Annotated in this window: 20 protein-coding genes and 2 pseudogenes; 10 read left to right on the top strand and 12 right to left on the bottom strand. The window is 74.2% G+C overall.

The window, feature by feature from the left end; genetic code table 11:
• The first annotated feature begins 69 nt into the window (after positions 1-69).
• The 6 genes from NRO40_RS16955 (at position 70) to cseC (ending at position 6134) form a co-directional block, all read left to right on the top strand.
• Positions 70-855, top strand: a complete 786-nt coding sequence (locus tag NRO40_RS16955) for a phosphatase PAP2 family protein (protein ID WP_079047156.1) — start codon at positions 70-72, stop codon at positions 853-855.
• A 352-nt stretch (positions 856-1207) separates the two neighbouring features.
• The gene (locus NRO40_RS16950) at positions 1208-2122 is read left to right on the top strand and encodes an HhH-GPD family protein (protein WP_058942853.1); all 915 of its coding nucleotides are present in this window, start codon (positions 1208-1210) and stop codon (positions 2120-2122) included.
• A 358-nt stretch (positions 2123-2480) separates the two neighbouring features.
• A complete protein-coding gene (locus tag NRO40_RS16945) occupies positions 2481-3062 on the top strand; it encodes a SigE family RNA polymerase sigma factor (protein WP_058942852.1) in 582 nt (193 codons plus the stop codon).
• Positions 3063-3136: 74 nt separating this feature from the next.
• Positions 3137-3868, top strand: a complete 732-nt coding sequence (locus NRO40_RS16940) for a hypothetical protein (protein WP_058942868.1) — start codon at positions 3137-3139, stop codon at positions 3866-3868.
• 19 nt (positions 3869-3887) lie between these two features.
• On the top strand, positions 3888-4592 hold the full coding sequence (gene cseB / locus NRO40_RS16935) for a two-component system response regulator CseB (RefSeq protein ID WP_058942851.1): 705 nt from the start codon (positions 3888-3890) through the stop codon (positions 4590-4592).
• A gap of 219 nt (positions 4593-4811) precedes the next feature.
• On the top strand, positions 4812-6134 hold the full coding sequence (gene cseC, locus NRO40_RS16930; RefSeq protein WP_257375440.1) for a two-component system sensor histidine kinase CseC: 1323 nt from the start codon (positions 4812-4814) through the stop codon (positions 6132-6134).
• A gap of 136 nt (positions 6135-6270) precedes the next feature.
• Here the strand turns inward: cseC and NRO40_RS16925 are convergent, their stop codons facing one another.
• Positions 6271-7014, bottom strand: coding sequence for a M23 family metallopeptidase (locus NRO40_RS16925; protein ID WP_058942850.1), 744 nt, complete (start codon positions 7012-7014; stop codon positions 6271-6273).
• Between the two features lie 452 nt (positions 7015-7466).
• Between NRO40_RS16925 and dacB the strand changes: the two genes are divergently transcribed.
• The gene (dacB, locus tag NRO40_RS16920) at positions 7467-9083 is read left to right on the top strand and encodes a D-alanyl-D-alanine carboxypeptidase/D-alanyl-D-alanine endopeptidase (protein ID WP_232791110.1); all 1617 of its coding nucleotides are present in this window, start codon (positions 7467-7469) and stop codon (positions 9081-9083) included.
• Positions 9084-9268: 185 nt separating this feature from the next.
• Here the strand turns inward: dacB and NRO40_RS16915 are convergent, their stop codons facing one another.
• A complete protein-coding gene (locus NRO40_RS16915; RefSeq protein WP_058942848.1) occupies positions 9269-11794 on the bottom strand; it encodes an ATP-dependent Clp protease ATP-binding subunit in 2526 nt (841 codons plus the stop codon).
• A 429-nt stretch (positions 11795-12223) separates the two neighbouring features.
• Between NRO40_RS16915 and NRO40_RS16910 the strand changes: the two are divergent.
• Positions 12224-12777, top strand: a pseudogene (locus tag NRO40_RS16910) (SCO3374 family protein); the annotation flags it as partial.
• Between the two features lie 97 nt (positions 12778-12874).
• Here the strand turns inward: NRO40_RS16910 and NRO40_RS16905 are convergent.
• From NRO40_RS16905 to NRO40_RS16860, 10 genes and pseudogenes are all read right to left on the bottom strand, one after another.
• Complete coding sequence (locus tag NRO40_RS16905) at positions 12875-13210, bottom strand: histone-like nucleoid-structuring protein Lsr2 (RefSeq protein WP_058942847.1); 336 nt, start codon at positions 13208-13210, stop codon at positions 12875-12877.
• 143 nt (positions 13211-13353) lie between these two features.
• Positions 13354-13926 carry an amino-acid N-acetyltransferase gene (locus NRO40_RS16900; RefSeq protein WP_058942846.1) on the bottom strand — a complete coding sequence of 191 codons (573 nt, stop codon included), beginning with the start codon at positions 13924-13926 and terminating at the stop codon, positions 13354-13356.
• Between the two features lie 578 nt (positions 13927-14504).
• A pseudogene (locus NRO40_RS16895) lies at positions 14505-14951 on the bottom strand (BlaI/MecI/CopY family transcriptional regulator); the annotation flags it as partial.
• Between the two features lie 118 nt (positions 14952-15069).
• Positions 15070-15258 (bottom strand): hypothetical protein, encoded by a 189-nt coding sequence (locus tag NRO40_RS16890; protein WP_058942845.1) that lies wholly within the window; start codon positions 15256-15258, stop codon positions 15070-15072.
• A gap of 14 nt (positions 15259-15272) precedes the next feature.
• Entirely contained in the window at positions 15273-15905 is a 633-nt protein-coding gene (locus tag NRO40_RS16885) for a hypothetical protein (RefSeq protein WP_058942844.1), read from the bottom strand.
• A 207-nt stretch (positions 15906-16112) separates the two neighbouring features.
• A complete protein-coding gene (locus NRO40_RS16880; RefSeq protein ID WP_058942843.1) occupies positions 16113-16919 on the bottom strand; it encodes a type III pantothenate kinase in 807 nt (268 codons plus the stop codon).
• A 3-nt stretch (positions 16920-16922) separates the two neighbouring features.
• Positions 16923-17963, bottom strand: coding sequence for a carboxylating nicotinate-nucleotide diphosphorylase (gene nadC, locus NRO40_RS16875; RefSeq protein ID WP_058942842.1), 1041 nt, complete (start codon positions 17961-17963; stop codon positions 16923-16925).
• A complete protein-coding gene (locus tag NRO40_RS16870) occupies positions 17960-19840 on the bottom strand; it encodes an L-aspartate oxidase (protein ID WP_079047153.1) in 1881 nt (626 codons plus the stop codon). Before NRO40_RS16870 ends, nadC begins: the two co-directional genes overlap by 4 nt.
• On the bottom strand, positions 19837-20808 hold the full coding sequence (panC, locus tag NRO40_RS16865; protein WP_058942867.1) for a pantoate--beta-alanine ligase: 972 nt from the start codon (positions 20806-20808) through the stop codon (positions 19837-19839). Before panC ends, NRO40_RS16870 begins: the two co-directional genes overlap by 4 nt.
• 455 nt (positions 20809-21263) lie before the next feature.
• The gene (locus NRO40_RS16860; protein WP_058942841.1) at positions 21264-22211 is read right to left on the bottom strand and encodes a Rossmann-like and DUF2520 domain-containing protein; all 948 of its coding nucleotides are present in this window, start codon (positions 22209-22211) and stop codon (positions 21264-21266) included.
• Positions 22212-22368: 157 nt separating this feature from the next.
• Between NRO40_RS16860 and NRO40_RS16855 the strand changes: the two genes are divergently transcribed.
• Together NRO40_RS16855 and NRO40_RS16850 are read left to right on the top strand one after the other, a co-directional pair.
• Positions 22369-23586 carry a threonine aldolase family protein gene (locus NRO40_RS16855; RefSeq protein WP_058942840.1) on the top strand — a complete coding sequence of 406 codons (1218 nt, stop codon included), beginning with the start codon at positions 22369-22371 and terminating at the stop codon, positions 23584-23586.
• A gap of 274 nt (positions 23587-23860) precedes the next feature.
• Positions 23861-24961 carry a DUF5937 family protein gene (locus NRO40_RS16850; RefSeq protein WP_058942839.1) on the top strand — a complete coding sequence of 367 codons (1101 nt, stop codon included), beginning with the start codon at positions 23861-23863 and terminating at the stop codon, positions 24959-24961.
• The last annotated feature ends 15 nt before the right edge of the window (positions 24962-24976 follow it).

Raw genomic sequence — 24976 nt, 5'->3', positions numbered from 1 at the left:
ATCGGCGGCGATCCGCCGGAGGGAAGGCGCCGAACGAGCGGTTCCGGCGGCCGGGTACCGTCGCTCCTCATGAGTCAGGACCTCTATCGCTCCGTCACCGACTTCGCCCAGGACACCCCGCACTGGGTGCAGGTCTTCTTCGAGATCGGCACCGACGCCGGACTGCTGGTCTTCGGTGCGCTGTTCGTCGTCGCCTGGTGGCGGGTGCGCCCCGCCGACCCGCGGGCCGTGGCGGTCGCCGCGCTCGCCCCGGTCGCCACCGCCTTCGGCTACGTCGTCAGCGAGACCCTCAAGTCGCTGGTGGACGAGGAGAGGCCGTGCCGGGCGGTGGTGGGCGCCGTCGCGTCGATCGCCGAGTGTCCCCCGTACGGGGACTGGTCGTTCCCGAGCAACCACTCCGCCATCGCCGGCGCCTCCGCGATGGCGCTCGCGCTGGCGTGGCGCCGGATCGCGTGGCTGACGGCGCCACTGGCCGTGCTGATGGCGTTCTCCCGGGTCTTCGTGGGCGTGCACTACCCGCACGACGTGGCGGCGGGTCTCGTCGTGGGCGCGCTGGCCGTGGTCCTGTTCGTCCGGGTGCTGACCGGCCCGACCGGGCGACTGGTGGGGACGATGCGGACGAGCGGTTCGTCGGCGGCGCGGTGGCTCGCGGGCCCCGGCCCCGACGCCCGGGCGGGCGCGGTGACGGCGGGCGCCGAGCGGTCGGGTACCGCCCACGGCGGGCCGGGCGGCGCCCTCCACGGCGGACCCGGCAGCGGCTTCCACGGCGACGCCCACGGTGACGCCCGGCCGGTGGTGCCCCGGCAGCGCGGACGACGGGGACGGCGCGAGGCTGCGCACCGGCGCGTCTCCTGAGGCGTACCGGGTGCGTGGGGGTCCGGAGGCGCGCTGCATGTGCGGTCGCCCGGACTTCGCCGAGGCGCGCCGGGTGTCCCGAGGCGCGCCGGGCGGGCCGACCACCCCGACTTCGCCGAGGCGCGCCGGGCGAAACCGGCCGCCCCGACTTCGCCGAGGCGCGCCGGGTGTCCGGGCCGTCCCGGTCCCCTGTGGCGCACCGGCGTGTCCCCTGCGGCGCCCGGGGCCTTCGGGGTGTCCGGGGCCGCACCGGCACCCGGCGATCTCCCGGGGCGTCCGGCGGCGCCGCGTCCGGGCCGTGGTCCGGGGTAACGCGGGAAACGACGGCGGGACGTGTCAGGATCGTCGTGCCATGACTGCGATCGAGACTCCCGAAGCGGCCCCCGCCCCCTCACCGGACCGACTCCACACCCCCGTCCTCGCGTGGTTCGACCAGCACGCCCGCGACCTGCCCTGGCGTCGCCCCGAAGCGGGCGCGTGGGGGGTGATGGTCAGCGAGTTCATGCTCCAGCAGACCCCGGTCAGCCGGGTCCTGCCGGTGTACGAGCAGTGGCTGGCGCGCTGGCCCCGCCCGGCCGCCCTGGCGGCCGAGGCGCCCGGCGAGGCCGTCCGCGCCTGGGGGCGCCTCGGCTACCCGCGCCGGGCCCTGCGGCTGCACGGCGCGGCCGTCGCCATAACGGAACGGCACGGCGGCGACGTGCCGAGCGACCACGCGCAGCTGCTCGCCCTGCCCGGCATCGGGGAGTACACGGCGGCGGCGGTCGCCTCGTTCGCGTACGGGCAGCGCCACGCCGTCCTGGACACCAACGTCCGGCGCGTCATCGCCCGCGCCGTGACGGGCGTCCAGTACCCGCCGAACGCCACGACCGCCGCCGAGCGCCGCCTCGCGCGTGCCCTGCTCCCGGACGACGAGGCCCGCGCGGCCCGCTGGGCGGCGGCTTCGATGGAGCTCGGCGCCCTGGTGTGCACGGCCCGCAACGAGGACTGCGGACGCTGCCCGATCGCCCGCGAGTGCGCCTGGCGGCTCGCCGGGAAGCCCGCCCACGAGGGACCGGCGCGCCGCGGCCAGACGTACGCCGGTACCGACCGGCAGGTGCGCGGCAAGCTCCTCGCGGTGCTGCGCGAGGCGCACGGCCCCGTCCCGCAGGCCGCGCTGGACGCGGTCTGGCATGAGCCCGTGCAGCGGGCCCGCGCCCTGGACGGCCTGGTCGCGGACGGCCTCGTCGAGCCCCTCGACGGCGGACGCTACCGCCTCCCGTCGGCCTGACGGCCCGCGGCCCGGCCGGGGGTCCTCCCCGCCCGGGCCCCCGGGCCCCGCTCCCCGCCCCAGCGGCCCCCGTGCCGCCTCCCGGCGGCCCCGTCCTGCCCTCCCGGCCGCCCCGAGCCCGTAGCCGCTCGGGGCCGCCGTGGCCGTACCGCTGTGCGTCCCCGTCCTCACACACCGCTGTCACACCACCGCTGTTACACAACCGATGGACAGCCGTGCGCCCGCCGCAGGGTGGATCGGACAGTGCCGTGACAAGCGCTCCGTAACTTCTCGTGGTGTCAGCGCGGGGAAGCCGGCCGGAATGGCCGGCGGCGCTGCGGACCACGGCTTGTTCACGGGGAAACGGAGGCGGTTCGGGATGTCGCACGGCGAGGTGCTCGAATTCGAGGAGTACGTCCGCACACGGCAGGACGCCCTGCTGCGCAGCGCCCGGCGACTGGTGCCCGACCCGGTCGACGCCCAGGACCTGCTGCAGACCGCGCTGGCCCGTACGTACGGCCGCTGGGACGGCATAGCCGACAAGTCCCTCGCCGACGCCTACCTGCGCCGCGTCATGATCAACACGCGGACCGAGTGGTGGCGCGCCCGCAAGCTGGAGGAGGTGCCCACCGAGCAGCTCCCCGACGCGTCCGTCGACGACGCGACCGAGCAGCACGCGGACCGGGCCCTGCTCATGGACGTGCTGAAGGTGCTGGCGCCCAAGCAGCGCAGCGTCGTCGTCCTGCGGCACTGGGAGCAGATGAGCACCGAGGAGACCGCCGCCGCGCTCGGCATGTCGACCGGTACGGTGAAGAGCACACTGCACCGCGCGCTCGCCCGGCTCCGCCAGGAGCTGGAGAACCGGGACATCGACGCCCGCGCCCTCGACCGGCGCGCCCGGAGCGGGGTGCGCGGCGACGGGCGGGGTCAGGGACGGGAGCAGGAGCGGTGCGCGGCCTGAGCGGTAGACGCGGGAACGGCGGCACGGCACGGGCCGCCGCCCCCGGCGCGGCGGCCCCGGCGACGGCCGGGGCCGTGAGCGGAGCCGGAACGGCGGCCGGGGCGGGAGCGGGCACGGCAGCCGGGACGGCGGCCGGGGCCGGCAAGGGGACGGCGGCCGGGAGCGGACGGGCGGCGGGGACGGCGGCGATGGCCGGCCTCGCCGCCGTCGGTCTGCTCGGGCTCCTCGCCACCGGCTGCTCCACCGGGGGCACCGGCACCCGCGACGAGGGCGCGGCCCCCACGGAGCAGGGCGGACCCTCGGGCGCCGCGGCCCCCTCCCCCTCGGCCTCCTCGCCCTTCGAGCGGGTCGACGCGGTCGAGCTGCTGAAGAACGACCCGAAGGTCAGCGACCGGGTGAAGAAGGACCTGCGCCCCTGCGGTCCGGACGCGTACCCGGTCGACACCTCGTACGGAAACCTCACCGGAACCACCGCGGCCGACGTCGTCGTCAACGTACTGACGTGCGGCGACGCCGTCGGCGTAGGAACGTATGTGTACCGGAAGCGGGAGCAGAAGTTCGAGAACGTGTTCGCGCTGGAGGAGCCCGCCGTCTACTCGGCGATCGACCGGGGCGACCTCGTCGTGACCAAGCAGGTGTACGCGAAGGGCGACCCGATCGCGTATCCGTCCGGCGAGGAGGTGATCACCTACCGGTGGTCGTCGGACAGGTTCACGGAGCACTACGTGGTGCGCAACGAGTACAGCAAGGCCGTCGAGGGCGGGGACATCAGCGGTCCCGCGCCGACCGGCCCGGGTGAGGACTGAGGGCGCGGGAGGACGGGGTATGGCGGAGACGCGTGTGCTGTTCGTCGAGGACGACGACGTGATCCGGGAGGCCACGCAGCTGGCCCTGGAGCGGGACGGGTTCGCCGTGACGGCGATGCCCGACGGACTGTCCGGGCTGGAGTCGTTCCGCGCGCGGCGGCCGGACATCGCGCTGCTGGACGTGATGCTCCCCGGGATGGACGGCGTCAGCCTGTGCCGCCGCATCCGCGACGAGTCGACGGTGCCGGTCATCATGCTGTCGGCGCGCGCCGACTCGATCGACGTGGTGCTGGGCCTGGAGGCGGGCGCGGACGACTACGTCACCAAGCCGTTCGACGGCGCGGTGCTGGTGGCCCGGATCCGGGCCGTGCTGCGGCGCTTCGGCCACGCCGGCGGTGCCGCCGGCGACGGCGGCGACCGGGGCGGGCCGGGCGAGCGCGGTCTGCTGCTCTTCGGCGACCTGGAGGTCGACACGGAGGGCATGGAGGTCCGCAAGGGCGGCGCGCCGGTCGCGCTGACGCCCACGGAGATGCGACTGCTGCTGGAGTTCTCCTCCGCGCCGGGCACGGTCCTGTCGCGCGACAAGCTGCTGGAACGCGTCTGGGACTACGGCTGGGGCGGCGACACCCGCGTCGTGGACGTCCATGTGCAGCGGCTGCGCACGAAGATCGGCCAGGACCGGATCGAGACGGTCCGCGGCTTCGGGTACAAGCTCCGGGCGTAGCCCCGCCGCGCCGGGCCCCGCGCCCGCACGGCACGGCTCCGCCGCGTACCGCCGCCCCCGTGGCGCGCGGACGCACCGCCCGGGGACGCGTCCGCCGGTCCGTACCGCTCCTCCCCGTCCCACTCCGTACCGCTCCGCTCCAGACCGCTCCATTTCCGTACCGCTCCGCTCCGCACCTCCCCGCTCCGCACCTCCCCGCACAGAACAGGACGACGTCCGATGAAGCAGCCCGCACTGCGGACCGGTGTCCGATGGAAGATCTCCATCGCGATCGCCGCCGTGGGCGCCCTCATCACGGTCGCGCTGAGCCTGGTCGTCCACAACGCCGCCCGCGTGTCGATGCTCGACAACGCCCGCGAGGTCCAGATGGAGCGGCTGCTGTTCGCGCAGCGCGTGTACGAGGCGTCGAAGCCGAAGGAGCCGAGGTTCGGCACCAAGCTGAACGACCCCAACCTGCCGCGCGAGCTGAAACGGCTCGTGGACCGCAGGCACCGCGGCACGTACGTGCAGGAGCACGCGAGCGGCGCGCCCGACGTGTGGGCGGCCGTACCACTCGGCAACGGCGACGTGCTGTCGCTGCACACCCCGTTCGCGGACCGCAGCGCGACCGTCATGAAGCGGCTCGACGAGGCGCTCGTCGTCGGCTCGGTCTCCGTGGTGTTCGTCGGCTCGGCGCTCGGTGTGCTGATCGGCGGCCAGCTGTCCCGCCGGCTGCGCAAGGCGGCGACCGCGGCGGGGAAGGTCGCCCAGGGGAACACGGACGTGCGGGTGCGCGACGCGATCGGTGGGGTCGTCCGGGACGAGACGGACGAGCTGGCGCGGGCGGTGGACGCCCTGACGGACGCCCTGCACGAGCGGATCGAGGCGGAGCGCCGGGTGACCGCGGACATCGCGCACGAGTTGCGCACGCCCGTGACGGGGCTGCTGACGGCGGCTGAGCTGCTGCCGCCCGGACGCCCGACGGAGCTGGTCAGGGACCGGGCGCGGGCGATGCGGACGCTGGTCGAGGACGTCCTGGAGGTGGCCCGGCTGGACAGCGCGTCGGAGCGGGCCGAACTCCAGGAGATCACCCTCGGCGAGTTCGTCAGCCGGCGGGTGCGGGTGGTGAACCCGGACGCCGTGGTGCGGGTGGTGCACGAGTCGTGGGTGAACACCGACCCGCGCCGCCTGGAGCGCATCCTCGGGAACCTGCTGAGCAACGCCGCCAAATACGGCAGGCCGCCGGTGGAGGTCACCGTCGAGGGGCGGGTGGTGCGGGTGCGCGACCACGGGCCGGGCTTCCCGGAGGCGCTGCTGCGCGAGGGGCCGAGCCGTTTCCGCACCGGCGCGAGCGACCGGGCGGGCGCCGGTCACGGTCTGGGCCTGACGATCGCGGCGGGTCAGGCGCGGGTCCTGGGCGCCCGGCTCACCTTCCGCAACGCGGCGCCGGAAGGCACCGCCCCGGGCGCGGGGGGCGCCATCGCGGTGCTGTGGCTGCCGGAGCACGCCCCCACCAACACGGGGAGCTTCCCCATGATGCAGTTCCCGCCGGACGGGACCTGAGCCGCCGCCCGGCCGGACGCCGGGAGGCGCCGCCCGTCAGGCGACGCCTCCCGTCAGGTGACCGTGCGGATCACGTGACCGCGCGGATCACGTGACGCGTGGACCTACGACCGCGTGGATCGGATGACCGCGTGCGTCAGATGACGACGCCCTCGGCGCGCAGGAACTTCGCCGGGTTCACGGAGGAGCCGTAGTCGGCGGTCGTACGGATCTCGAAGTGCAGGTGCGGGCCGGAGGAGTTGCCGGTGTTGCCGGAGCGGGCGATCTGCTGGCCGGTCTTCACCTTGGCACCGACGTGCACCTTGATCTTCGACAGGTGCGCGTACTGCGAGTAGGTGCCGTTCGCGTGCTTGATCACGATGGCGTTGCCGTACGCGGGACCGTCGCCGCCGCCGTTGGGGCCGGCCTTCACGACCACGCCCGAGTGGGTGGCCTTGACGGGGGTGCCGACGGGGACGGCGAAGTCCTGGCCGGAGTGCTTGTTCGTCCACATGGCGCCGCCCTGCGCGTAGCCGGCCGTGAGCTTGTAACCGCTGACCGGCTTGACCCAGTCGACTGCCTTGGCGGCGGCGGCCTTCTTCGCCGCGGCCTTCTTGGCGGCCGCGGCCTTGGCGACGGCGGCCTTCTTCGCGGCCGCGGCCTTCGCCTGGGCGGCCTGCGCCTTCGCGGCCTGCGCGGCCTTCGCGACGGCGGCCTGGTGGGCGGCCTGGGCCTGGGCGGACGCCTGGGCCGCGACGGCGGTGGCGGTGTCCAGGGCGAACGGGGCCCGCGCCTCGGCCGCGACGGCCGACGCACCGGCACCGAACACCATCGTGGCTCCCATGCCGGCGGCGACGAGGGCGACGGCGGCGTTACGGGCGGGGTGCTTGGCGTGCGACATCGAGGGGAACCTCCGGGGCGGGGACAAGGACCGACCCGGTGCGAGCGGCGCACCGGGCCTTCGGTCATCCTTGGTACCGGCTTCTCCCGGCATGTCCCAAACGCCCGTTCTACGACGTCCGGTCGTAGCGGACGCGGTGTGACGCGCACACTTGACGCGAAGGGCGGGGTCGCACCCGACGCAGGAAAATGCGGACAAAAGGGTCAGACACCCCTCATGTCCAAGGCCGGACCCCCGCCCCACCCCACCCGGCGGCCACACCGACCCCGCCCTCCCCCGCCGCTCCGCGCCGCGACCCCCGCCGGGAGACCGCATGGCAAGATCACTTCGGCCGCCGGATCACTATTCCCCCTAGTACGTCCGGTTTGCCCTGTGCGCATCGTCACGGGGAACCGGCTCCGCCTACTTCCTGAGGGGCCGTGGCTCCGGGATCCTCAGGTCGCATGAGACCCGTGACGCGCACCACGAAGACGCGCAAGTCCCTCGCCGCCCGGGGCACCGCCCTCGGCCTGGCCGCGCTCCTCACCTGGACCGTGCAGGGCCTGGCGGGAGAGCCGGCGGACGCCGGGCCGTCCGACACCGGGCTGAAGGGCGCCATCGACCGGATCCTCACCGACCCCCGCCTCGACGGGGCCGCCGCGGGCGTCGTCGTCGCCGACGCCGCCACCGGCGCCACGCTGTACCAGCGCGACGGCGGGGACCGCCTCATGCCGGCCTCCACCACCAAGATCCCCACCTCCGCGGCGGCGATGGCGGTCCTCGGCCCCGACCACCGGTTCACCACGGAGGTACTGGCCACCGGCCGCAGCCACCGCGGGACGCTCCACGGCGACCTGTACCTGCGCGGCACCGGCGACCCGACCACCCTCGCCGCCGACTACGACCGGCTCGCCGCGCGGGTCGCCGCCGCGGGCGTCCGGCGCGTCACCGGGCGCCTCGTCGCGGACGACACCCGCTTCGACACCCACCGGCTGGGCCGCTCGTGGGCCGCGGACGACGAGTCGTCGTACTACTCCGCGCAGATCTCCCCGCTGACCCTCGCCCCGGACACGGACTACGACTCCGGCACCCTCATCGTCGAGGCGGCCGCCGCGGCCACCGCCGGACGGCGCCCGGCGGTCACCCTGACACCGCGCACCGACTACGTGCGCGTCGACAACCGCGCCACGACCGTCGCCGCCGGCCGCCCCGACACGCTCGCCATCACCCGCGCCCACGGCACGAACACCCTCGTGATCACCGGCGAGATCCCCGTCGGGGCCTCCCCGACCAAGGAGTGGATCACCGTCGACGAGCCGACCGGGTACGCCACGGCGGTCTTCGCCGACGCGCTCGCCGCCCACGGCGTACGCGTCGACGGCCCCGTCCGGCTGGGCCTGCCCACCCCGGCCGCGGCCCGGTCCCTGGCGGCGCACCGGTCGATGCCGCTGCGGGAGCTGCTGCTGCCCTTCATGAAGCTGTCGAACAACATGCACGCCGAGGCCCTCACCAAGGCCATGGGGTACGAGGTCTCCGGCAGCGGCAGCTGGGAGGCGGGCCTCGCCGCCATCGACGCGTACCTGGGGAAGGAGGGCGTCGACACCGGGCGGCTGCGCCAGGTGGACGGCTCCGGTCTGTCGCGGATGAACCTCTTCCCCGCCGCCCAGCTGACGCGGCTCCTCCTCGCCGTGCAGGACGCCCCGTGGTTCGCCGACTGGTACGCCTCCCTGCCGGTGGCCTGCGCGCAGGACCGGGCCGTCGGCGGGACCCTGCGCGGCCGCATGTGCGGCACCCCGGCGGCGCTGAACGCCCGCGCCAAGACCGGCACCCTGACCGGCGCCTCGGCCCTCGCGGGGTACGTCACGGACGCCGCCGGACGCCGTCTGGTGTACAGCGTCGTGCTGAACAACCACCTGGCGTCGTCGGTGAAGAGCGTCGAGGACGCCGTGGTCGTCACGCTGGCCTCCTCCGACACGGCCGCGGGGACGATCCGGGCCGCCCGCGCCGACGACGCGGGGGCACGGCGGCAGGCCGACCCGGCGACGACCGGCCTGGAGTGCGCCTGGCGGAAGCCGCACGCCCTCTGCTGACCGCCAGTCCCCCGGAGGGCCCGGGGCCGGAGGCCGCCGGCACCGGGGGGCCGCCGGAGCCGCGGGCCGGAGGGCCTGCGGGCACGAAAAGGGGCTGCCCCCTCGGACTGGAGGTCCAGTCCGAGGGGGCAGCCCTCTCACCGCTCGGCGCGACGGGTCACGCCCCGGGTGTCACACGTCCGGTGTCACGCGTCCTTGGAGAGGTTCGGGCCCGGTCCGCCGGCCGCCTCGATCGGCGGAGCGTCCGGCAGCGCCGACTTCTCCTCACCGCGGAAGGTGAACTTCTTCTCCTCACCCTCGCCCTCGGTGTCCACGACCACGATGTGACCGGGGCGCAGCTCGCCGAAGAGGATCTTCTCCGACAGGATGTCCTCGATCTCGCGCTGGATCGTCCGGCGCAGCGGACGGGCGCCCAGCACGGGGTCGTAGCCCTTCTTCGCCAGGAGGATCTTCGCGTCACCGCTGAGCTCGAGGCCCATGTCGCGGTCCTTCAGACGCTCGTCCACCTTGTCGATCATCAGGTCGACGATCTGGATGATGTCTTCCTGGCTGAGCTGGTGGAAGACCACGGTGTCGTCGACGCGGTTCAGGAACTCGGGGCGGAAGTGCTGCTTCAGCTCCTCGTTGACCTTCGCCTTCATCCGGTCGTACCCGGTCTTGACGTCACCCTGGGCGGCGAAGCCCAGGTTGAAGCCCTTGGAGATGTCCCGCGTCCCGAGGTTGGTCGTCATGATGATGACCGTGTTCTTGAAGTCCACGACCCGGCCCTGGGAGTCGGTCAGGCGACCGTCCTCCAGGATCTGGAGCAGGGAGTTGAAGATGTCGGGGTGGGCCTTCTCGACCTCGTCGAACAGGACGACGGAGAACGGCTTGCGGCGCACCTTCTCGGTGAGCTGACCGCCCTCCTCGTACCCGACGTATCCGGGCGGGGAGCCGAAGAGCCGCGAGACGGTGTGCTTCTCGCTGAACTCCGACATGTCGAGGGAGATCATCGCGTCCTCGTCGCCGAAGAGGAACTCGGCGAGCGTCTTGGACAGCTCGGTCTTACCGACACCGGACGGGCCGGCGAAGATGAACGAGCCACCGGGGCGCTTCGGGTCCTTGAGGCCGGCCCGCGTACGGCGGATGGCCTGCGACAGGGCCTTGATGGCGTCCTTCTGGCCGATGACGCGCTTGTGGAGCTCGTCCTCCATGCGGAGCAGACGGGAGGACTCCTCCTCCGTCAGCTTGAAGACCGGGATGCCGGTGGCCGTCGCGAGGACCTCGGCGATCAGCTCGCCGTCGACCTCGGCGACGACGTCCATGTCGCCGGCCTTCCACTCCTTCTCCCGCTTGGCCTTCGCGGCCAGGAGCTGCTTCTCCTTGTCGCGGAGGGACGCGGCCTTCTCGAAGTCCTGCGCGTCGATCGCGGACTCCTTGTCCCGGCGGACGGAGGCGATCTTCTCGTCGAACTCGCGGAGGTCCGGCGGCGCGGTCATCCGGCGGATGCGCATCCGGGAACCGGCCTCGTCGATCAGGTCGATCGCCTTGTCCGGCAGGAAGCGGTCCGAGATGTACCGGTCGGCCAGGGTGGCGGCCTGGACGAGTGCCTCGTCCGTGATGGAGACGCGGTGGTGCGCCTCGTACCGGTCGCGCAGACCCTTGAGGATCTCGATGGTGTGCGGCAGCGACGGCTCCGCGACCTGGATGGGCTGGAAGCGGCGCTCCAGCGCGGCGTCCTTCTCCAGGTACTTGCGGTACTCGTCGAGCGTGGTGGCGCCGATGGTCTGGAGCTCACCGCGGGCCAGCATCGGCTTGAGGATGCTCGCGGCGTCGATCGCGCCCTCGGCGGCGCCCGCACCCACCAGGGTGTGGAGCTCGTCGATGAACAGGATGATGTCGCCGCGGGTGCGGATCTCCTTGAGGACCTTCTTCAGGCGCTCCTCGAAGTCACCGCGGTAGCGGGAGCCGGCGACGAGCGCGCCGAGGTCCAGCGTGTAGAGGTGCTTGTCCTTGAGGGTCTCGGGCACCTCGCCCTTGACGATGGCCTGCGCCAGGCCCTCGACGACCGCCGTCTTGCCGACGCCGGGCTCGCCGATGAGGACCGGGTTGTTCTTGGTCCGGCGGGACAGCACCTGCATGACCCGCTCGATCTCCTTCTCGCGCCCGATGACCGGGTCGAGCTTGGATTCGCGGGCGGCCTGCGTGAGGTTGCGGCCGAACTGGTCGAGGACCAGGGAGGTCGAGGGCGTGCCCTCGGCGGGACCGCCGGCGGTGGCCGCCTCCTTGCCCCCGGAGTAACCGGAGAGCAGCTGGATGACCTGCTGCCGCACCCGGTTGAGATCGGCGCCCAGCTTCACGAGGACCTGGGCGGCGACGCCCTCGCCCTCGCGGATCAGGCCGAGCAGGATGTGCTCGGTGCCGATGTAGTTGTGGCCGAGCTGGAGGGCCTCGCGGAGCGACAGCTCCAGGACCTTCTTGGCACGGGGCGTGAAGGGGATGTGACCGGACGGGGCCTGCTGGCCCTGGCCGATGATCTCCTCCACCTGCTGGCGGACCGCCTCGAGCGAAATCCCGAGGCTCTCCAGGGCCTTAGCGGCGACACCCTCACCCTCGTGGATCAGGCCCAGGAGGATGTGCTCGGTGCCGATGTAGTTGTGGTTGAGCATCCGGGCTTCTTCCTGAGCCAGGACGACAACCCGCCGCGCGCGGTCGGTGAACCTCTCGAACATCGTTAATCGCTCCTCAGAGCGGTCAGGCAGTAAGGGGTCGGTCCCCTCCCTGTCCTTCCGCAGCTTAGTCCCGCAAGCGGGGACCGCTCATTCCAACTGCCGACACCCGTCGATGGCCTCCTGACCCGAACGCCGACAAATGCTCCAACCCGATGGTGCGAGACGATGTTCCCGCAGGCCAGGCAGATACCCGCACCGGCTGTACGCCGATGGCGAACGTGAGACGTCCGCGCCCGCGTGTCGCCCCTCCCCACAAGGGATGTCTTACCCGGAACCACCGGCGGTCCATGCGGCGCACCCCCTCCGCCTCAGCTACGGGCGAACACCCTTGCACCGTCGAGTGCGCCCGCACGCCCCCCATTCGATCACGTACAGCAATGGCCTCCCACTGTGCGTAACCTCGACGGGAGGCCGGGAGTTCCCCCGGGCATGACGCCCACCGTCCCTCCCCCGCGCACACCGCTCGACGGACGTCCCGCGGACGGGGCGTGCGTCGCCCGCTGGTACGCGGACCGGCTGGGCTGGCCCGCGGTGGCGGGACCGCCGGCCGGGCTGCTCGCCGGGGTCCGCTTCGACGTCCTGGACCTGCCGGCCGCCGCGGGGCTCGCCGTGGTCCGGCGCGTGGACGGCGAGTGGCCCGTCGCCGTCGCCGGCGGGCGGGCGCGGATCCTGGTGGCGGCGGGGAGCGCGGAGGAGCTCCCCGGCCTCCTGGAGTGGCTGGAGTGGGGCGGTGTGGGCCTGGACCTGACCGCCTGGGGGGTGGGCGGCCGGATGGCCGCCCCGCTCCGCCGGGCTGGGAGGTGCCCGGTGCCGCCGGCTGGCTGCGGCCGCCCGTACCGGGGCGCGAGGTGGAGGCCACGCTCGCGGGGATCACGGGGGTCGCGGGGTTCTCGGCGTCCTCGGGCGGTTCCGGGCTCGTACGGCTCGTCGCGGTGGCCGCGGCGGAGTGTCACCGGGCCCGACTGCTGGCCGCCCGCGCCCGTGCCCGCGACGGGGCCCGTGCCGGCGACGGCGTCCGGGACGGAGCCCGCCCCGAGGGCCGGATCCAGGGCCGCGCCTCCGGCGCCGGTGCGCCCGGGGTCAGCGGTTGGCGTCCTCGTACGCCTGCTTGATCTCCGCCGGCACGCGACCGCGGTCGTTCACGTTGTAGCCGTTCTCCTTGGCCCAGGCGCGGATCTTCGCGGTGTCCTGGCTGCCGTTCGCCGCCGCGCGACCCTTGCCGCGGCCACCCGCGGTACGGCCACCGGTGCGCCGGCCGCTCTTGGTGTACGGCTCGAGCAGGGTGCGGAGCTTGTCCGCGTTGGCGGTGGTGAGGTCGATCTCGTAGGTCTTGCCGTCCAGAGCGAACGTCACCGTCTCGTCCGCCTCGCCGCCGTCGAGGTCGTCGACAAGAAGGACCTGAACCTTCTGTGCCACCGGATTTCCTTTCATCGAAAATGCAGTACGCGGAAAGGAAACCGCTTTTCTCTGGAAAACACAAACCCTAGGCACAGGTTCAGAACCGCGAGAACGCGGGAAACATACGCGATTCGGACATAGGGATCGCCCTGCGGGCAGGGTCACAGGTGCAGAAGCATGCGACTGTTGCCCAAGGTGTTCGGCTTCACCCGTTCGAGACCGAGGAACTCGGCGACACCCTCGTCATAGGAACGCAGCAGCTCGCTGTAGACATCTCCGTCCACAGGCGTCTCGCCGATCTCGACGAACCCGTGCTTCGCGAAGAAGTCCACTTCGAAGGTGAGGCAGAATACCCGGCGCACCCCGAGCCAGCGGGCGGTGTGCAGCAACTTGTCCAGCACCTGATGGCCGACGCCCGCTCCCCTGAAGTCGGGGTCCACGGCGAGAGTGCGCACTTCGGCGAGATCTTCCCACATCACGTGGAGTGCGCCGCAACCCACGACCGTAGCGTCTTCGTCGCGTTCCGCTACCCAGAACTCCTGGATGTCCTCGTAAAGCGTCACGGTCGCTTTGTCGAGGAGGATGCCGCGCGTGACGAAGGGGTCGACGAGCCGGCGGACCGCGGCGACGTCCGCGGTCCTCGCCCGGCGGACGGTGACGGCTTTCGCGCGGGCATTCCCGGAGGGGTCCGGGGAGGGCGGGGTCGGGGCGGACGCGGATGACGTGGAGGACATGCCTGCGAACGCTATCGCTCCGCGCCGGGTGGCCGGTGGGCACCCTGGCCCCGTCGGGCGCCGTCGGCGTCGGGACGACCGCCGGAGTCGGGCCCTCCCCCGGACCGGGCGTCCGCCGGACCGGGCGGCGCGGCGGCGTCGGGGGGCGGGGGCGCGTCGGGGGCCGGAGCCGCGGCGGGGGGCGTGGCCGGTGCGGGCGGCGTGACCGGTGCCGGGGCCGGGGCCGGGGCGGGGGGCGTGGCTGGTGCGGGGGGCGGAGTCGAGCCGGGTGTGGCCGCCACGGCGCCGCGCGGTGGGGTGCCGTCCCCGTCCGGGCCCACTTCCCCGCGCCGCTCCGGGGCGTCCGCTACGGAGGAGGGTGTTCCGGCGTCGGTGGGGGCGTTTTCCGTGGGTGACGGCGGTCCGGACGGTGGTGGTCCGGCGTACCGGTTCGTGGATTCCGCCGCATCCGGAGCGGTGGCGGTGACCGGTCCCGTCGGTGGCGGTGACGACTCGTCGCCGGGTGCGTGGTTCGTGTGCGGGGGCGTACGTGCGGGGATGTCCGGACCAATGCCTTCCGCCGACGCATTCGGCGGTTCTCCGCGCTCCGGCCCGGCGGCATTTCCCGCTGTTTCGCGTTCGGGGCGGGCGGGGCCTTCCGGTACTTCGCCCGGTCCTTCCGGGGTGTCGCGCTGGACGATCCGGATCGCGTCGTTCAGCGCTTCCCGCTGCTCGGACGACATCATGCCGAAGAAGGCGACGAGCGCTGCCGCGGGGTTGTCGCTCTGGGACCACGCTTCGTTCATCAGTGCGGCCGAGTAGGCCGCGCGCGTGGAGACCGCCGTATATCGATAGGCCCGGCCGACGACTTCCCTGCGCACCCAGCCCTTCTGGTGGAGATTGTCCAGCACGGTCATGACCGTGGTGTAGGCGATGGACCGTTCCCGCTGGAGATCCTCCAGGACTTCCCGGACGGTGACAGGACGGTTCCATTGCCAGACGCGCGTCATGACGGCGTCTTCCAGCTCTCCCAAGGGACGGGGCACACCGCCACCATAGTGGGATTACCCGGAAGGAACAGCTATTGACGTGACAAAAAGGACGTACGACGCGAAACGCGTCGTACGTCCTCGAAGGAGGCCCTCCGGGAGGGCCGTCAGGAGGTCAGGCCTTGCCCGGCTCCGCCGAACCGTCGGCCTGGCGCACCGACTCGGCGCGCGCAAACGCCGCCTCGACGGCCGCGTCCTCCTTGGTCTTGTTCGGGCCGCCCTGGCTCTTGACGATCGTCACCACGACCGCGGTGAAGAAGACGGCCATCACCACGGGCGGAAGGAGCGCGGATACGTAGTCCATGGCATCCAGACTAGCTACCCCGCGACCCGTTTCTCCGACGGGGGCGGGGCGGGGCGCCGGCGCGGCGGGAAGACCTCGGACGGCTTGGGTACGGGGCGCTCGGCCGGGGTGGGGGACGACGGCTTGGGCGGCTGCGGCTTCCTCGGCTCGCCCTCCTCCTCGCTGCGGCCGCCCGGCAGGACGAAGAGCCGCGCCCGCGGGCCGGCGGGGGCGGGGATGGTCGCCGCCGTGGTCGCCGCCGGGCGTGGGCGGGCCGACCGGGTGCGCGCAGAGCGCCCGGCGGGGGCCTCGCAGCGGGCGAGCAGCGCCGCCGCGGCGGGCGTGGCGCGCAGGCCGCGCAGGGCGGCGAGGTCCTCGGCGCGGGGGACGTACCCGGCGGCCAGGGCCTCCCGGAGCAGCTCCAGGTAGCCGGCGGCGGCACCGGGGAGGGAGGCGCGGTAGCGGGCCAGGTCGGCCAGGACGAAGGCCCTCAGCCGGTCCCCCTCGCGGGCCGCCTCCTCCACGGCTGCGGAGAGGCGCAGACAGTCCCGGACGTCCTGGCCGTCGAGCGGAGTCGGGTGCAGGGCGTGTCCCAGGGCGCGTCGCAGCACACGCAGCTCGTCTGCGCTGAACGCCAGGCCGCCTCGTGATCCGTATGGCGTGGGCATGTACTGACAATACGTGCTTATCGGACAAAGTTCGTGCAGGGGGCGCCGGGCGCGTTGCCGGGTGCCTGGCCGGGTACGGCCGCGCCCGGCCGCCGTGTGGCGGCCGGGCGGGGTGGGGCGTACGGCGACCGGGCCCGCACGTCGTGGACTGCCGGCGGGCGGGGCTCCGTGCCGGCGCGGCGTACGGCCGCCGGGCGGTACGGCGGGCTACAGGCGGGAGACGTTCCGCTCGTACACCAGGCGCAGGCCGATCAGGGTCAGCCACGGCTCGTGCTCGTCGATCAGCTTCGCCTCGCCGAGCACCATCGGCGCCAGGCCGCCCGTGGCGATGACGGTGACGTCGGAGGGGTCGCCGTCCGGGCCGACCAGCTCCTGCCGCATGCGGGCGACGACGCCGTCGACCTGGCCCGCGAAGCCGTAGATGATGCCCGACTGCATCGCCTCGACGGTGTTCTTGCCGATGACGCCGCGCGGCCGCGTCACCTCGATCTTGCGCAGCTGCGCGCCGCGGACGCCCAGCGCCTCGACGGAGATCTCGATGCCGGGCGCGATCACCCCGCCCACGTACTCGCCGCGCGCGCTCACCGCGTCGAACGTCGTCGCCGTGCCGAAGTCGACGACGATCGCCGGGCCGCCGTACAGCTCGACCGCCGCCGCCGAGTTGATGATCCGGTCGGCGCCGACCTCCTTGGGGTTGTCCGTGAGGACGGGGACGCCCGTCTTGATGCCGGGCTCGACGAGGACCGCCGGGACGTCGCCGTAGTAGCGCCTGGTCACCTCGCGCAGCTCGTGCAGGACGGACGGGACCGTCGAGCAGATCGCGATGCCCCCGATGCCGTCGCCCAGTTCGTCGCCGAGCAGTGGGTGCGTGCCCATCAGCCCCTGGAGCACCACGGCGAGCTCGTCGGCGGTGCGGCGCGCGTCCGTGGAGATCCGCCAGTGCTCGACGATCTCCTCGCCGTCGAAGAGGCCGAGGACGGTGTGGGTGTTGCCGACGTCGATGGTGAGCAGCATCGGTCAGCCCCGGGCCTCTCGCAGGTCCAGGCCGATGTCGAGGATCGGCGACGAGTGGGTGAGGGCGCCCACCGCGAGGTAGTCGACGCCGGTCGCGGCGTACGCGGCGGCGTTCTCCAGGGTGAGCCGGCCCGACGACTCCAGGACGGCGCGGCCCGCGACCAGCGCGACGGCCTCCTCCGTCTCCAACGGCGTGAAGTTGTCCAGGAGGATCAGGTCGGCGCCCGCGTCCAGGACCTCGCGGACCTGGTGCAGCGTGTCGACCTCGACCTCGATCGGCACGTCGGGGAACTGCTCCCGCACGGCCTTGAACGCCTCGGCCACGCCGCCCGCCGCCACCACGTGGTTGTCCTTCACCAGCGCGGCGTCCGACAGGGACATGCGGTGGTTGACGCCGCCGCCGCAGCGCACGGCGTACTTCTCCAGGGCACGCAGGCCCGGCGTGGTCTTGCGGGTGTCGCGGACCTCCGCCTTGTAACCCTCCAGCGCGTCCGCCCACGCGCGCGTGGCGGTGGCGATGCCGGAGAGGCGGCACATGATGTTGAGGGCGCTGCGCTCACCGGTCAGCAGGTCGCGCGTGCGGGCGGTGACGGACAGCAGCTTCTGGCCCGCCTCGACCCGGTCGCCGTCGGCGACGTGCCGCTCCACCTCGAACTCGGCTGTGCACACGATGGACAGCACCGCCTCCGCGACGTGGATGCCGGCGACCGTACCGGCCTCGCGCGCGGTGAAGTCCGCCGTGGCGACCGCGTCCTCGGGCACGGTCGCGACCGTCGTCACGTCCACACCGCCGTCCAGGTCCTCCTCCACCGCGCGATACGCGACGTCCTCGACGAGCACGGGGTCGAGGCCCGCCTGGGCGAGGAGCGCGGCGAGCGCCGGGTCGAGCCCGCACTCGTACACCTCGTCGTCGCCCTCCGGGCCGGCCGCGCAGCCGCAGCCGTCGCCGCAGCCGCCTCCTGCCGCCTCCTGGGCCGACGCGGGCGCGCCGATCTGGATCAGGGGTACGTCCACGGGCTGCGGGCGTTCTTCGGGCGTGCTCATGCTTGCGGCTCCCTGCGGGCGGCGGCCTTGTCGGCGGGGTCGGGGGTGGAGGGCGTCGTGGTCCCGGTCGTGGCCGGGCCGGGGGTTCCCGGTGTGGCCGGGCCGGGGGCTTCGGGCGTCCGGGCGCCGGGGGTGGTCGGGGGGAGTTCCTGGGTGTCGGTCGTACGGACGTCCAGGCTCCGGTCCGGGCCGAGGCGGACGACGAGGTGACGGCGCCAGGCCGTGTCGTCGCGGTCCGGGTGGTCCTCGCGCCAGTGGCAGCCGCGCGTCTCCTCGCGGCGGCGGGCGGCGGCGACCAGGACGCGGGCGACGCACAGGAGGTTGGTGGTCTCCCAGGACTCCACGCCGGGCTCAGCCGTCTTGTCCGCGCCGGTGCTCGTGCCGTCGGTAAGGGTGGTGCCGGTGGTGCCGGTGGTCGTGCCGCCGACGCCGGTCGCGGCCGTCGGTCCGCCGGCGGCCTCGGCGTACACGGCGTCCAGCTGCTCGGCCGCCTCGGCGAGGCTGGCGGCGGAACGCAGCACTCCGGCGCCGTGCGTCATGACGTGCTGGACACGGGCGCGGGCGGAGGGGTCGAGGAGCGGCAGGACGCGCGGGGCCGGGTGCGGGACCGGAGTGCCCGCCCGCGACGTCCCGGCCGCGGCGGCGATCTCGTCGGCGATGCGCTCCGCGAAGACCAGGCCCTCCAGGAGGGAGTTCGAGGCGAGCCGGTTGGCGCCGTGGACGCCGGTGCAGGCGACCTCCCCGCACGCGTACAGGCCCGGCACGGTGGTGCGGCCGCGCAGGTCGGTGCGGACGCCGCCGGAGGCGTAGTGGGCGGCCGGGGCGACCGGGATGGGCTCGGTGACCGGGTCGAAGCCGTGCGCGCGGCAGGCGGCGAGGATGGTCGGGAAGCGCGACTCCCACATCGGGGCGCCGAAGTGGCGGGCGTCCAGGTACATGTGCCAGGCGCCCTGCTCGCGCATCCGCCGCATGATGCCCTTCGCGACGATGTCGCGCGGGGCCAGCTCGGCCAGCTCGTGCTGCCCGACCATGAACCGCACGCCGTCCGCGTCGACCAGGTGGGCGCCCTCGCCCCGTACCGCCTCGGAGACCAGCGGCTGCTGGCCCTCCGCCTCACGGCCGAGGAACAGGACGGTCGGGTGGAACTGGACGAACTCCAGGTCGCTGACCTCCGCGCCGGCCCGCAGCGCGAGCGCGACGCCGTCGCCGGTGGAGACGGCCGGGTTGGTGGTGGCGGAGAAGACCTGGCCCATGCCGCCGGTCGCGAGGACGACGGCCGGGGCGTGGACGGCGCCGACGCCGTCGTGCTGGCCCTCGCCCATGACGTGCAGGGTGACGCCGGCCGTCCGGCCGTCGGCGTCGGTGAGCAGGTCCAGGACCAGGGCGTTCTCGATGGTGCGCACGGCGCGCTCGCGGACCGCGTCGACCAGGGCGCGGGAGATCTCGGCGCCCGTCGCGTCCCCGCCCGCGTGGGCGATGCGGCGGCGGTGGTGGCCCCCCTCACGGGTCAGCTCGATGGTGCCGGCGGGATCCGTGTCGAACCGGGCGCCGGTCGCGATCAGGCGGCGCACGGCGTCGGGGCCCTCGGTGACCAGGGTGCGCACCGCGACCTCGTCGCAGAGCCCGGCGCCCGCGACGAGGGTGTCGTCCATGTGCTGGCCGGGGGTGTCCCCGTCACCGAGCGCGGCGGCGATGCCGCCCTGCGCCCACCGGGTGGAGCCGTCGTCGAGCCGGGCCTTGGTGACGACGACCGTGCGGAGCCCGGCGGCCGTGCAGCGGAGGGCGGCGGTCAGGCCGGCGACGCCGGAGCCGACGACGACCACGTCGGCGTCGATGGCCCAGCCGGGCGCCGGAGCCTGCAGTCGTATGCCGGTCATGCGGGAGCTCCGAGGGTCAGGGGCAGGTTGTCGATCAGCCGGGTCGTACCGACCTTGGCGGCGACCAGGAGGACGGCCTCGCCCGTGTGGTCGTCGGGGACCTCGGTGAAGTCGGCCGGGTCCACCAGGGCGAGGTAGTCGAGGGCGAGGGGCGGCTCGGCCTTGGCCGCCTCCTCCAGTACGGCGCCGGCCGCGGCGCGCACGGCGTCGGCGCCGCCCCCCGTGGCGTGCGCCGCCTGGGCGACGGCGTGCGTGTCGGCCGCGGCGCGGGACTCGCCGATCCTGGACAGCGCGTCGGCCCGGCTCTGCGACGCGGGCAGTGAGGCGGCGCGGGCGACCAGCGCCTGCTGGGCGGCGAGCCGGTCGCGCGCGGCGAACAGGGCGGCGGACAGGGCGAGCGCGGTGCGGCGGTCGCGAGGTGACAGGTAGCGGTTGCGGCTGGACAGCGCCAGTCCGTCGGCCTCGCGGACCGTCGGCACGCCGACGATCTCGACGCGGAAGTCGAGGTCCCGGACCATGCGGCGGATCAGGGCCAGCTGCTGGGCGTCCTTCTGCCCGAAGAACGCCACGTCGGGGCGGGTGAGGTGGAGCAGCTTGGCCACGACGGTCAGCATGCCGTCGAAGTGCCCGGGGCGTGAGGCGCCTTCCAGCCGCTGTCCCATGGGCCCCGCCGTGATGCGGACGTGCGGCTCGCCGCCGGGGTACACCTCGTCGACGGAGGGGGCGAACACCGCGTCCGCGCCCGCCTCCTCGGCGATCCGGACGTCGGCGTCGAGGGTCCGGGGGTAGCGGTCGAGGTCCTCGCCGGCGCCGAACTGCAGCGGGTTGACGAAGACGGTCACCACGACGAAGCCGGTGGGGCCGACGTGCTCGCGCGCCGTCCGCACCAGCGTGGCGTGCCCCTCGTGCAGGGCGCCCATCGTCATGACGACCGCGACGCGGGGGGTGGGGAGGTGGGTGGCCTGGATGGCCCGGGCGGCCGGGTCCGCAGGGCCGTGGGTGCCCGCCGGGGGCGGGGGCGGGGCCGGGGCGTGGGTGGCCGCCGGGGCGGGGGTGGCCGCCGGGGCGGGGGTGGCCGCCTGGCTGTGGGTGACCGCCGGGGGCGGGGCCGGGGCGTGCGTGGCTGCCGGGGCCGGGGCTTGGGTGGCTGCCGGGGCCGGGGGGTGCGTAGCTGCCCGGGCCGCAGGGCTCCCTGTGGCCGCCGGCGCCGGGGTGGCGTTCGCGGTCGCGGCGGGGGTGGCCGCCGGAGTGCCGGTCGCGGCGGGAGTGCGCGGTGCCCGCGGGTCCGGGGCGGGACGGGCCGTGGGGGTCAGGGCGCCGTCACGGAGCCGGTCCAGCGCCTCGCGGGTGTGGACGAGCGCGACGCCCGGGCGCGCGACGCCCGGCGCACCGCCGGGCGCCCGGGTGGCGGGGGTCGTCGGGCTCATCGGTCGTCGTCTCCTTCCGGGCCCCCGCTGTCGGGGTGTCCCTCGGTGGCCGGGCCCGTGGCGAGGACGCCGAGCAGGTCCTCGGCGAGCTCGGGCTTGAGCAGACCGTGCGCCAGGGCGCGGTCCGCGGTGGTGCGGGCCATGGCGAGGTAGCCGTCGACCGTGGCCGGCGCGTGCTTGCGCAGCTCCGCCACGTGCGCGGCGACCGTACCGGCGTCACCGCGCGCGACCGGGCCGGTCAGGGCGGCGTCGCCGGACCGCAGCGCGTTGTCCAGGGCGGCGCCGAGCAGTGGGCCCAGCATCCGGTCCGGTGCCGTGACGCCGGCCTGGCGGAGCAGCTCCATCGACTGGGCCACCAGGGTGACCAGGTGGTTCGCCCCCAGGGCCAGGGCCGCGTGGTACAGCGGGCGCGCCGCCTCGGCGATCCACTCGGGCTCGCCGCCCATCTCGATGACCAGCGCCTCCGCGGCCAGACGCAGCTCCTCGGGGGCGGTGACCCCGAAGGAGCAGCCGGCGAGCCGCTGCACGTCCACGCTGGTGCCGGTGAACGTCATGGCGGGGTGCAGGGCGAGCGGCAGCGCGCCGGCCCGCCGGGCCGGGTCGAGCACGCCGACGCCGTACCGGCCGGAGGTGTGGACGAGGAGCTGCCCGGGTCGTACGGCGCCGGTCTCCGCCAGGCCCTGCACCAGGCCGGGGAGGGCGTCGTCGGGGACCGTGAGCAGCACCAGGTCGGCCCGCTCCATCACCTGCGCGGGCGGGACGACGGGCACGCCGGGGAGCAGCTCGGCGGCACGGCGCAGCGACGCGTCGGACACGCCGGAGACGGCGACCGGGCGGTGTCCGGCGAGCTGCAGGGACGCGGCGAGGGCGGGCCCGACCCGGCCCGCGCCCACGACGCCCACGGCGAGTCGGGCGGGGCGGGGTTCCGCTGCTGATGGGTTCACGTGGCGACGGCCTTCCGTTCCAGTCCGCGGGGGGTACCGGACGATTTCTCGTCATGCTACGCCAGCGTTTCCCTGCCGCTTCCGCACTGTCCACAGGCCACAGCACCCGGTCCGATAATCGCGGGCGCTTGTGGATGACGCACCGGATGATCGGCGCATGGCTGATGTGATGACGGACGACGGCGAGAGCACGGAGCGGCGGAAGTCAGGAGGGGAGGAGGAGGGGCAGGAGCAGCGGCAACGACGGATCGCCGCGTGGCGAAGGGCCGATCGGGTGCTGGCCAGGGGGTCGTCGGAGGCGACGCCGGCGGAGTGGCTCCGGGTGCTGGCCGACGAGGGGCCCTCGGTGTACGACCTGGACGGAGCCGTCGATCTGTACGGGGACGGGGTGGTCGAGCATCTGGAGCGGCGGGTGGCGGAGCTGCTCGGGTTCCCGGCGGCGGCGTTCTTCCCCACCGGGACGATGGCGCAGCAGGTGGCGCTGCGGTGCTGGGCGGCGCGGACGGGCAACCCGGTCGTGGCCCTGCACCCGCTGGCCCATCCGGAGGTGCACGAGCGAGGCGCGCTGGCAGCGGTCAGCGGGCTGCGGACGGTGCACCCGACGCGGGAGGGGCGGTTGCCGACGGCGGACGAGGTGCGCGGGGTGGAGGAGCCGTTCGGGACGTTGATGGTGGAGCTGCCGTTGCGGGACGCCGGGTTCGTCCTGCCGACCTGGGACGAGTTGGAGGAGGTGGTGGAGGCGGCACGGGAGCGGGACGCCCTCGTGCACTTCGACGGGGCCCGCCTGTGGGAGACCACGGTGCACTTCGGGCGGGGGCTGCCGGAGATCGCGGAGCTGGCGGACAGCGTCTACGTGTCGTTCTACAAGTCGCTGGGCGGTCTGTCCGGTGCGGCGCTGGTGGGGCCGGAGTCGTTCGTGGAGGAGGCGCGGGCGTGGCGCCACCGCTACGGAGGCAGCGTCTTCCAGCAGCATCCGGCGGCACTGGCCGCCCTGCTGGGCCTGGCGCGGGAGCTGCCGAGGCTGCCGTCGTACGTGGCGCACGCGGCGGTCGTCGCGGCGGGCCTGCGCAAGGGGTTCGAGGTGGCGGCCGTGCCGTGGTCCCGGGTGCACCCGGAAGTGCCGCACACGCACGAGTTCCAGGTGTGGCTGCCCCACGCGCCCGAGGTACTGACGGAGGCCGCCGTGCGGCAGGCGGAGGAGACGGGGCGGGTGCTGTTCCGCCGCTGGTTCGCGGGGAGCGCGGCCGGCCCGCCCGGTGTCGCGGTGACCGAGGTGACGGTCGCGGCACCGGGGCTGGAGTGGACGGCCGACGAGGTGGGAGAGGCGGTGGTGGACTTCATGGGGTACGTGCGTCAGGTGGAGCGGGAGGACTGAGCGGAAGGCGGTGCGGTGGGCTCGGGCCGGTCGGGGGCCACGGCCCGCGCCCACCGGCGCCGGAGCGCGCGGAAGGAAGGAGCGGGACGGCCACCGGGTGGAGGCGGGTGCGGCGTGCCGTGTTGGGCGGCGCGATAGGTGTCGAGGAGGTACTGCTGCGTCACGTTCATGCGTCCAGGCTGGAGTGGCACGCACAGGGGTCGCGCGTCGATTGACGAGGGTCGTCAAGTGGCCGCCACTGCCCCGCGGCACCCCGCACCATGGGGGCGTGAGCGTGACCATTGACATCACCGGCCTGCCGTCCGAGCGCATCGCCTTCGAGCTTTCGCCGCTCGCCGAACTCGGCGTCGCCCTGCACGCCCTGGCCGAGCCGGCGCACCACCCCGGCCTGCACGGCTGGGCCACGGCGACCTCGGCGGGGTTGAAGCCCGACCTCGCCGACCGGCTCCACGAGGCGAACTTCCTGTGGACGGCGACCATGTCCGACGTGTTCCTGCCGTACTCAGGAGTGCGCGGCGGGGACGGACGGCCGGGGACGACGCTCGCGGAGGAGCTCGACCTGCTCGACCGGCTGGACGAGGAGCGGTTCGTCAGGGCGGCGCTGGAGTTCACCTGCTCCACGTCGTACACCTCCGGGGATCCGGTACGGCCTGCCCGCGTCCTGGAGCTGGCCGCCAACCGGGGCCCTCGGCAGTTGGACTTCACCCGCCGGCTGCTGGACGACCCGAGTGGTGTCCGCGCGTGGTTGCGCCGGCTGTTCGAGGACTGCGACGAGGCGTTCTTCGCCGACACGTGGCGGCGGATCGGTCCGGGGCTCGTGGCCGACGCGCGGGAGAAGGGCGAGCTCCTGCGCCGCAGGGGCCTGTCGGAGGCGCTGCGCGCGGTGTCCCCGGCGATCGCCCTGGAGGAGGACGGGGCGCGGCGCCGGATCCAGGTGGACAAGCTGGCGCACGGCCGGACGACGGCCGTGGACCCGGAGGTCGGGCCGGGCGTGACGTTCGTGCCGACCAGCTTCGGCTGGCCGCATCTGCTGGTGCTGCACGCGCCGGGTTGGCGGCCCGTCGTGCAGTACCCGGTCGGGGCGCCCGCCATGTCGGGGCCCGCGTCGGTGGAGCTGCTCCAGCGGCGGATGGAGGCGCTGGCGCACCCCTTGCGGATGCGGCTGTGCCGGCAGCTGGCGCGCGGTTCGTACACGACGAGCGAGCTGGCCGACACGTACGGGATCACGCCGCCGGAGGTGTCCCGCCACCTGTCGGTGCTGAAGAAGGCGGAGCTGGTGGCGGTCCGCCGGAGGGGGCGGTACGTGCTGCACCAACTGGACGTGGCGGCCGTCGCCCGGATCGGCAGCGACTTCCTGGAGGCGGTGCTGCGGTAGGGGGTGGGGTCGGGG

Origin of the sequence: Streptomyces changanensis, from assembly GCF_024600715.1 — a bacterium.
Taxonomy (GTDB): Bacteria; Actinomycetota; Actinomycetes; order Streptomycetales; family Streptomycetaceae; genus Streptomyces; species Streptomyces changanensis.
The sequence above is the reverse complement of the archived record's forward strand: the minus strand, read 5'-3'. Positions and strand labels throughout refer to the sequence as shown.

Excerpts from the sequence above, each read along its gene's own strand:
- NRO40_RS16955 (WP_079047156.1), top strand. The coding sequence starts at position 70 with ATGAGTCAGGACCTCTATCGCTCCGTCACCGACTTCGCCCAGGACACC.
- NRO40_RS16950 (WP_058942853.1), top strand. The coding sequence starts at position 1,208 with ATGACTGCGATCGAGACTCCCGAAGCGGCCCCCGCCCCCTCACCGGAC.
- NRO40_RS16945 (WP_058942852.1), top strand. The coding sequence starts at position 2,481 with ATGTCGCACGGCGAGGTGCTCGAATTCGAGGAGTACGTCCGCACACGG.
- cseB (WP_058942851.1), top strand. The coding sequence starts at position 3,888 with ATGGCGGAGACGCGTGTGCTGTTCGTCGAGGACGACGACGTGATCCGG.
- cseC (WP_257375440.1), top strand. The coding sequence starts at position 4,812 with ATGAAGCAGCCCGCACTGCGGACCGGTGTCCGATGGAAGATCTCCATC.
- NRO40_RS16925 (WP_058942850.1), bottom strand. The coding sequence starts at position 7,014 with ATGTCGCACGCCAAGCACCCCGCCCGTAACGCCGCCGTCGCCCTCGTC.
- NRO40_RS16915 (WP_058942848.1), bottom strand. The coding sequence starts at position 11,794 with ATGTTCGAGAGGTTCACCGACCGCGCGCGGCGGGTTGTCGTCCTGGCT.
- NRO40_RS16900 (WP_058942846.1), bottom strand. The coding sequence starts at position 13,926 with ATGTCCTCCACGTCATCCGCGTCCGCCCCGACCCCGCCCTCCCCGGAC.
- NRO40_RS16890 (WP_058942845.1), bottom strand. The coding sequence starts at position 15,258 with ATGGACTACGTATCCGCGCTCCTTCCGCCCGTGGTGATGGCCGTCTTC.
- NRO40_RS16885 (WP_058942844.1), bottom strand. The coding sequence starts at position 15,905 with ATGCCCACGCCATACGGATCACGAGGCGGCCTGGCGTTCAGCGCAGAC.
- NRO40_RS16880 (WP_058942843.1), bottom strand. The coding sequence starts at position 16,919 with ATGCTGCTCACCATCGACGTCGGCAACACCCACACCGTCCTCGGCCTC.
- nadC (WP_058942842.1), bottom strand. The coding sequence starts at position 17,963 with ATGAGCACGCCCGAAGAACGCCCGCAGCCCGTGGACGTACCCCTGATC.
- NRO40_RS16870 (WP_079047153.1), bottom strand. The coding sequence starts at position 19,840 with ATGACCGGCATACGACTGCAGGCTCCGGCGCCCGGCTGGGCCATCGAC.
- NRO40_RS16855 (WP_058942840.1), top strand. The coding sequence starts at position 22,369 with ATGGCTGATGTGATGACGGACGACGGCGAGAGCACGGAGCGGCGGAAG.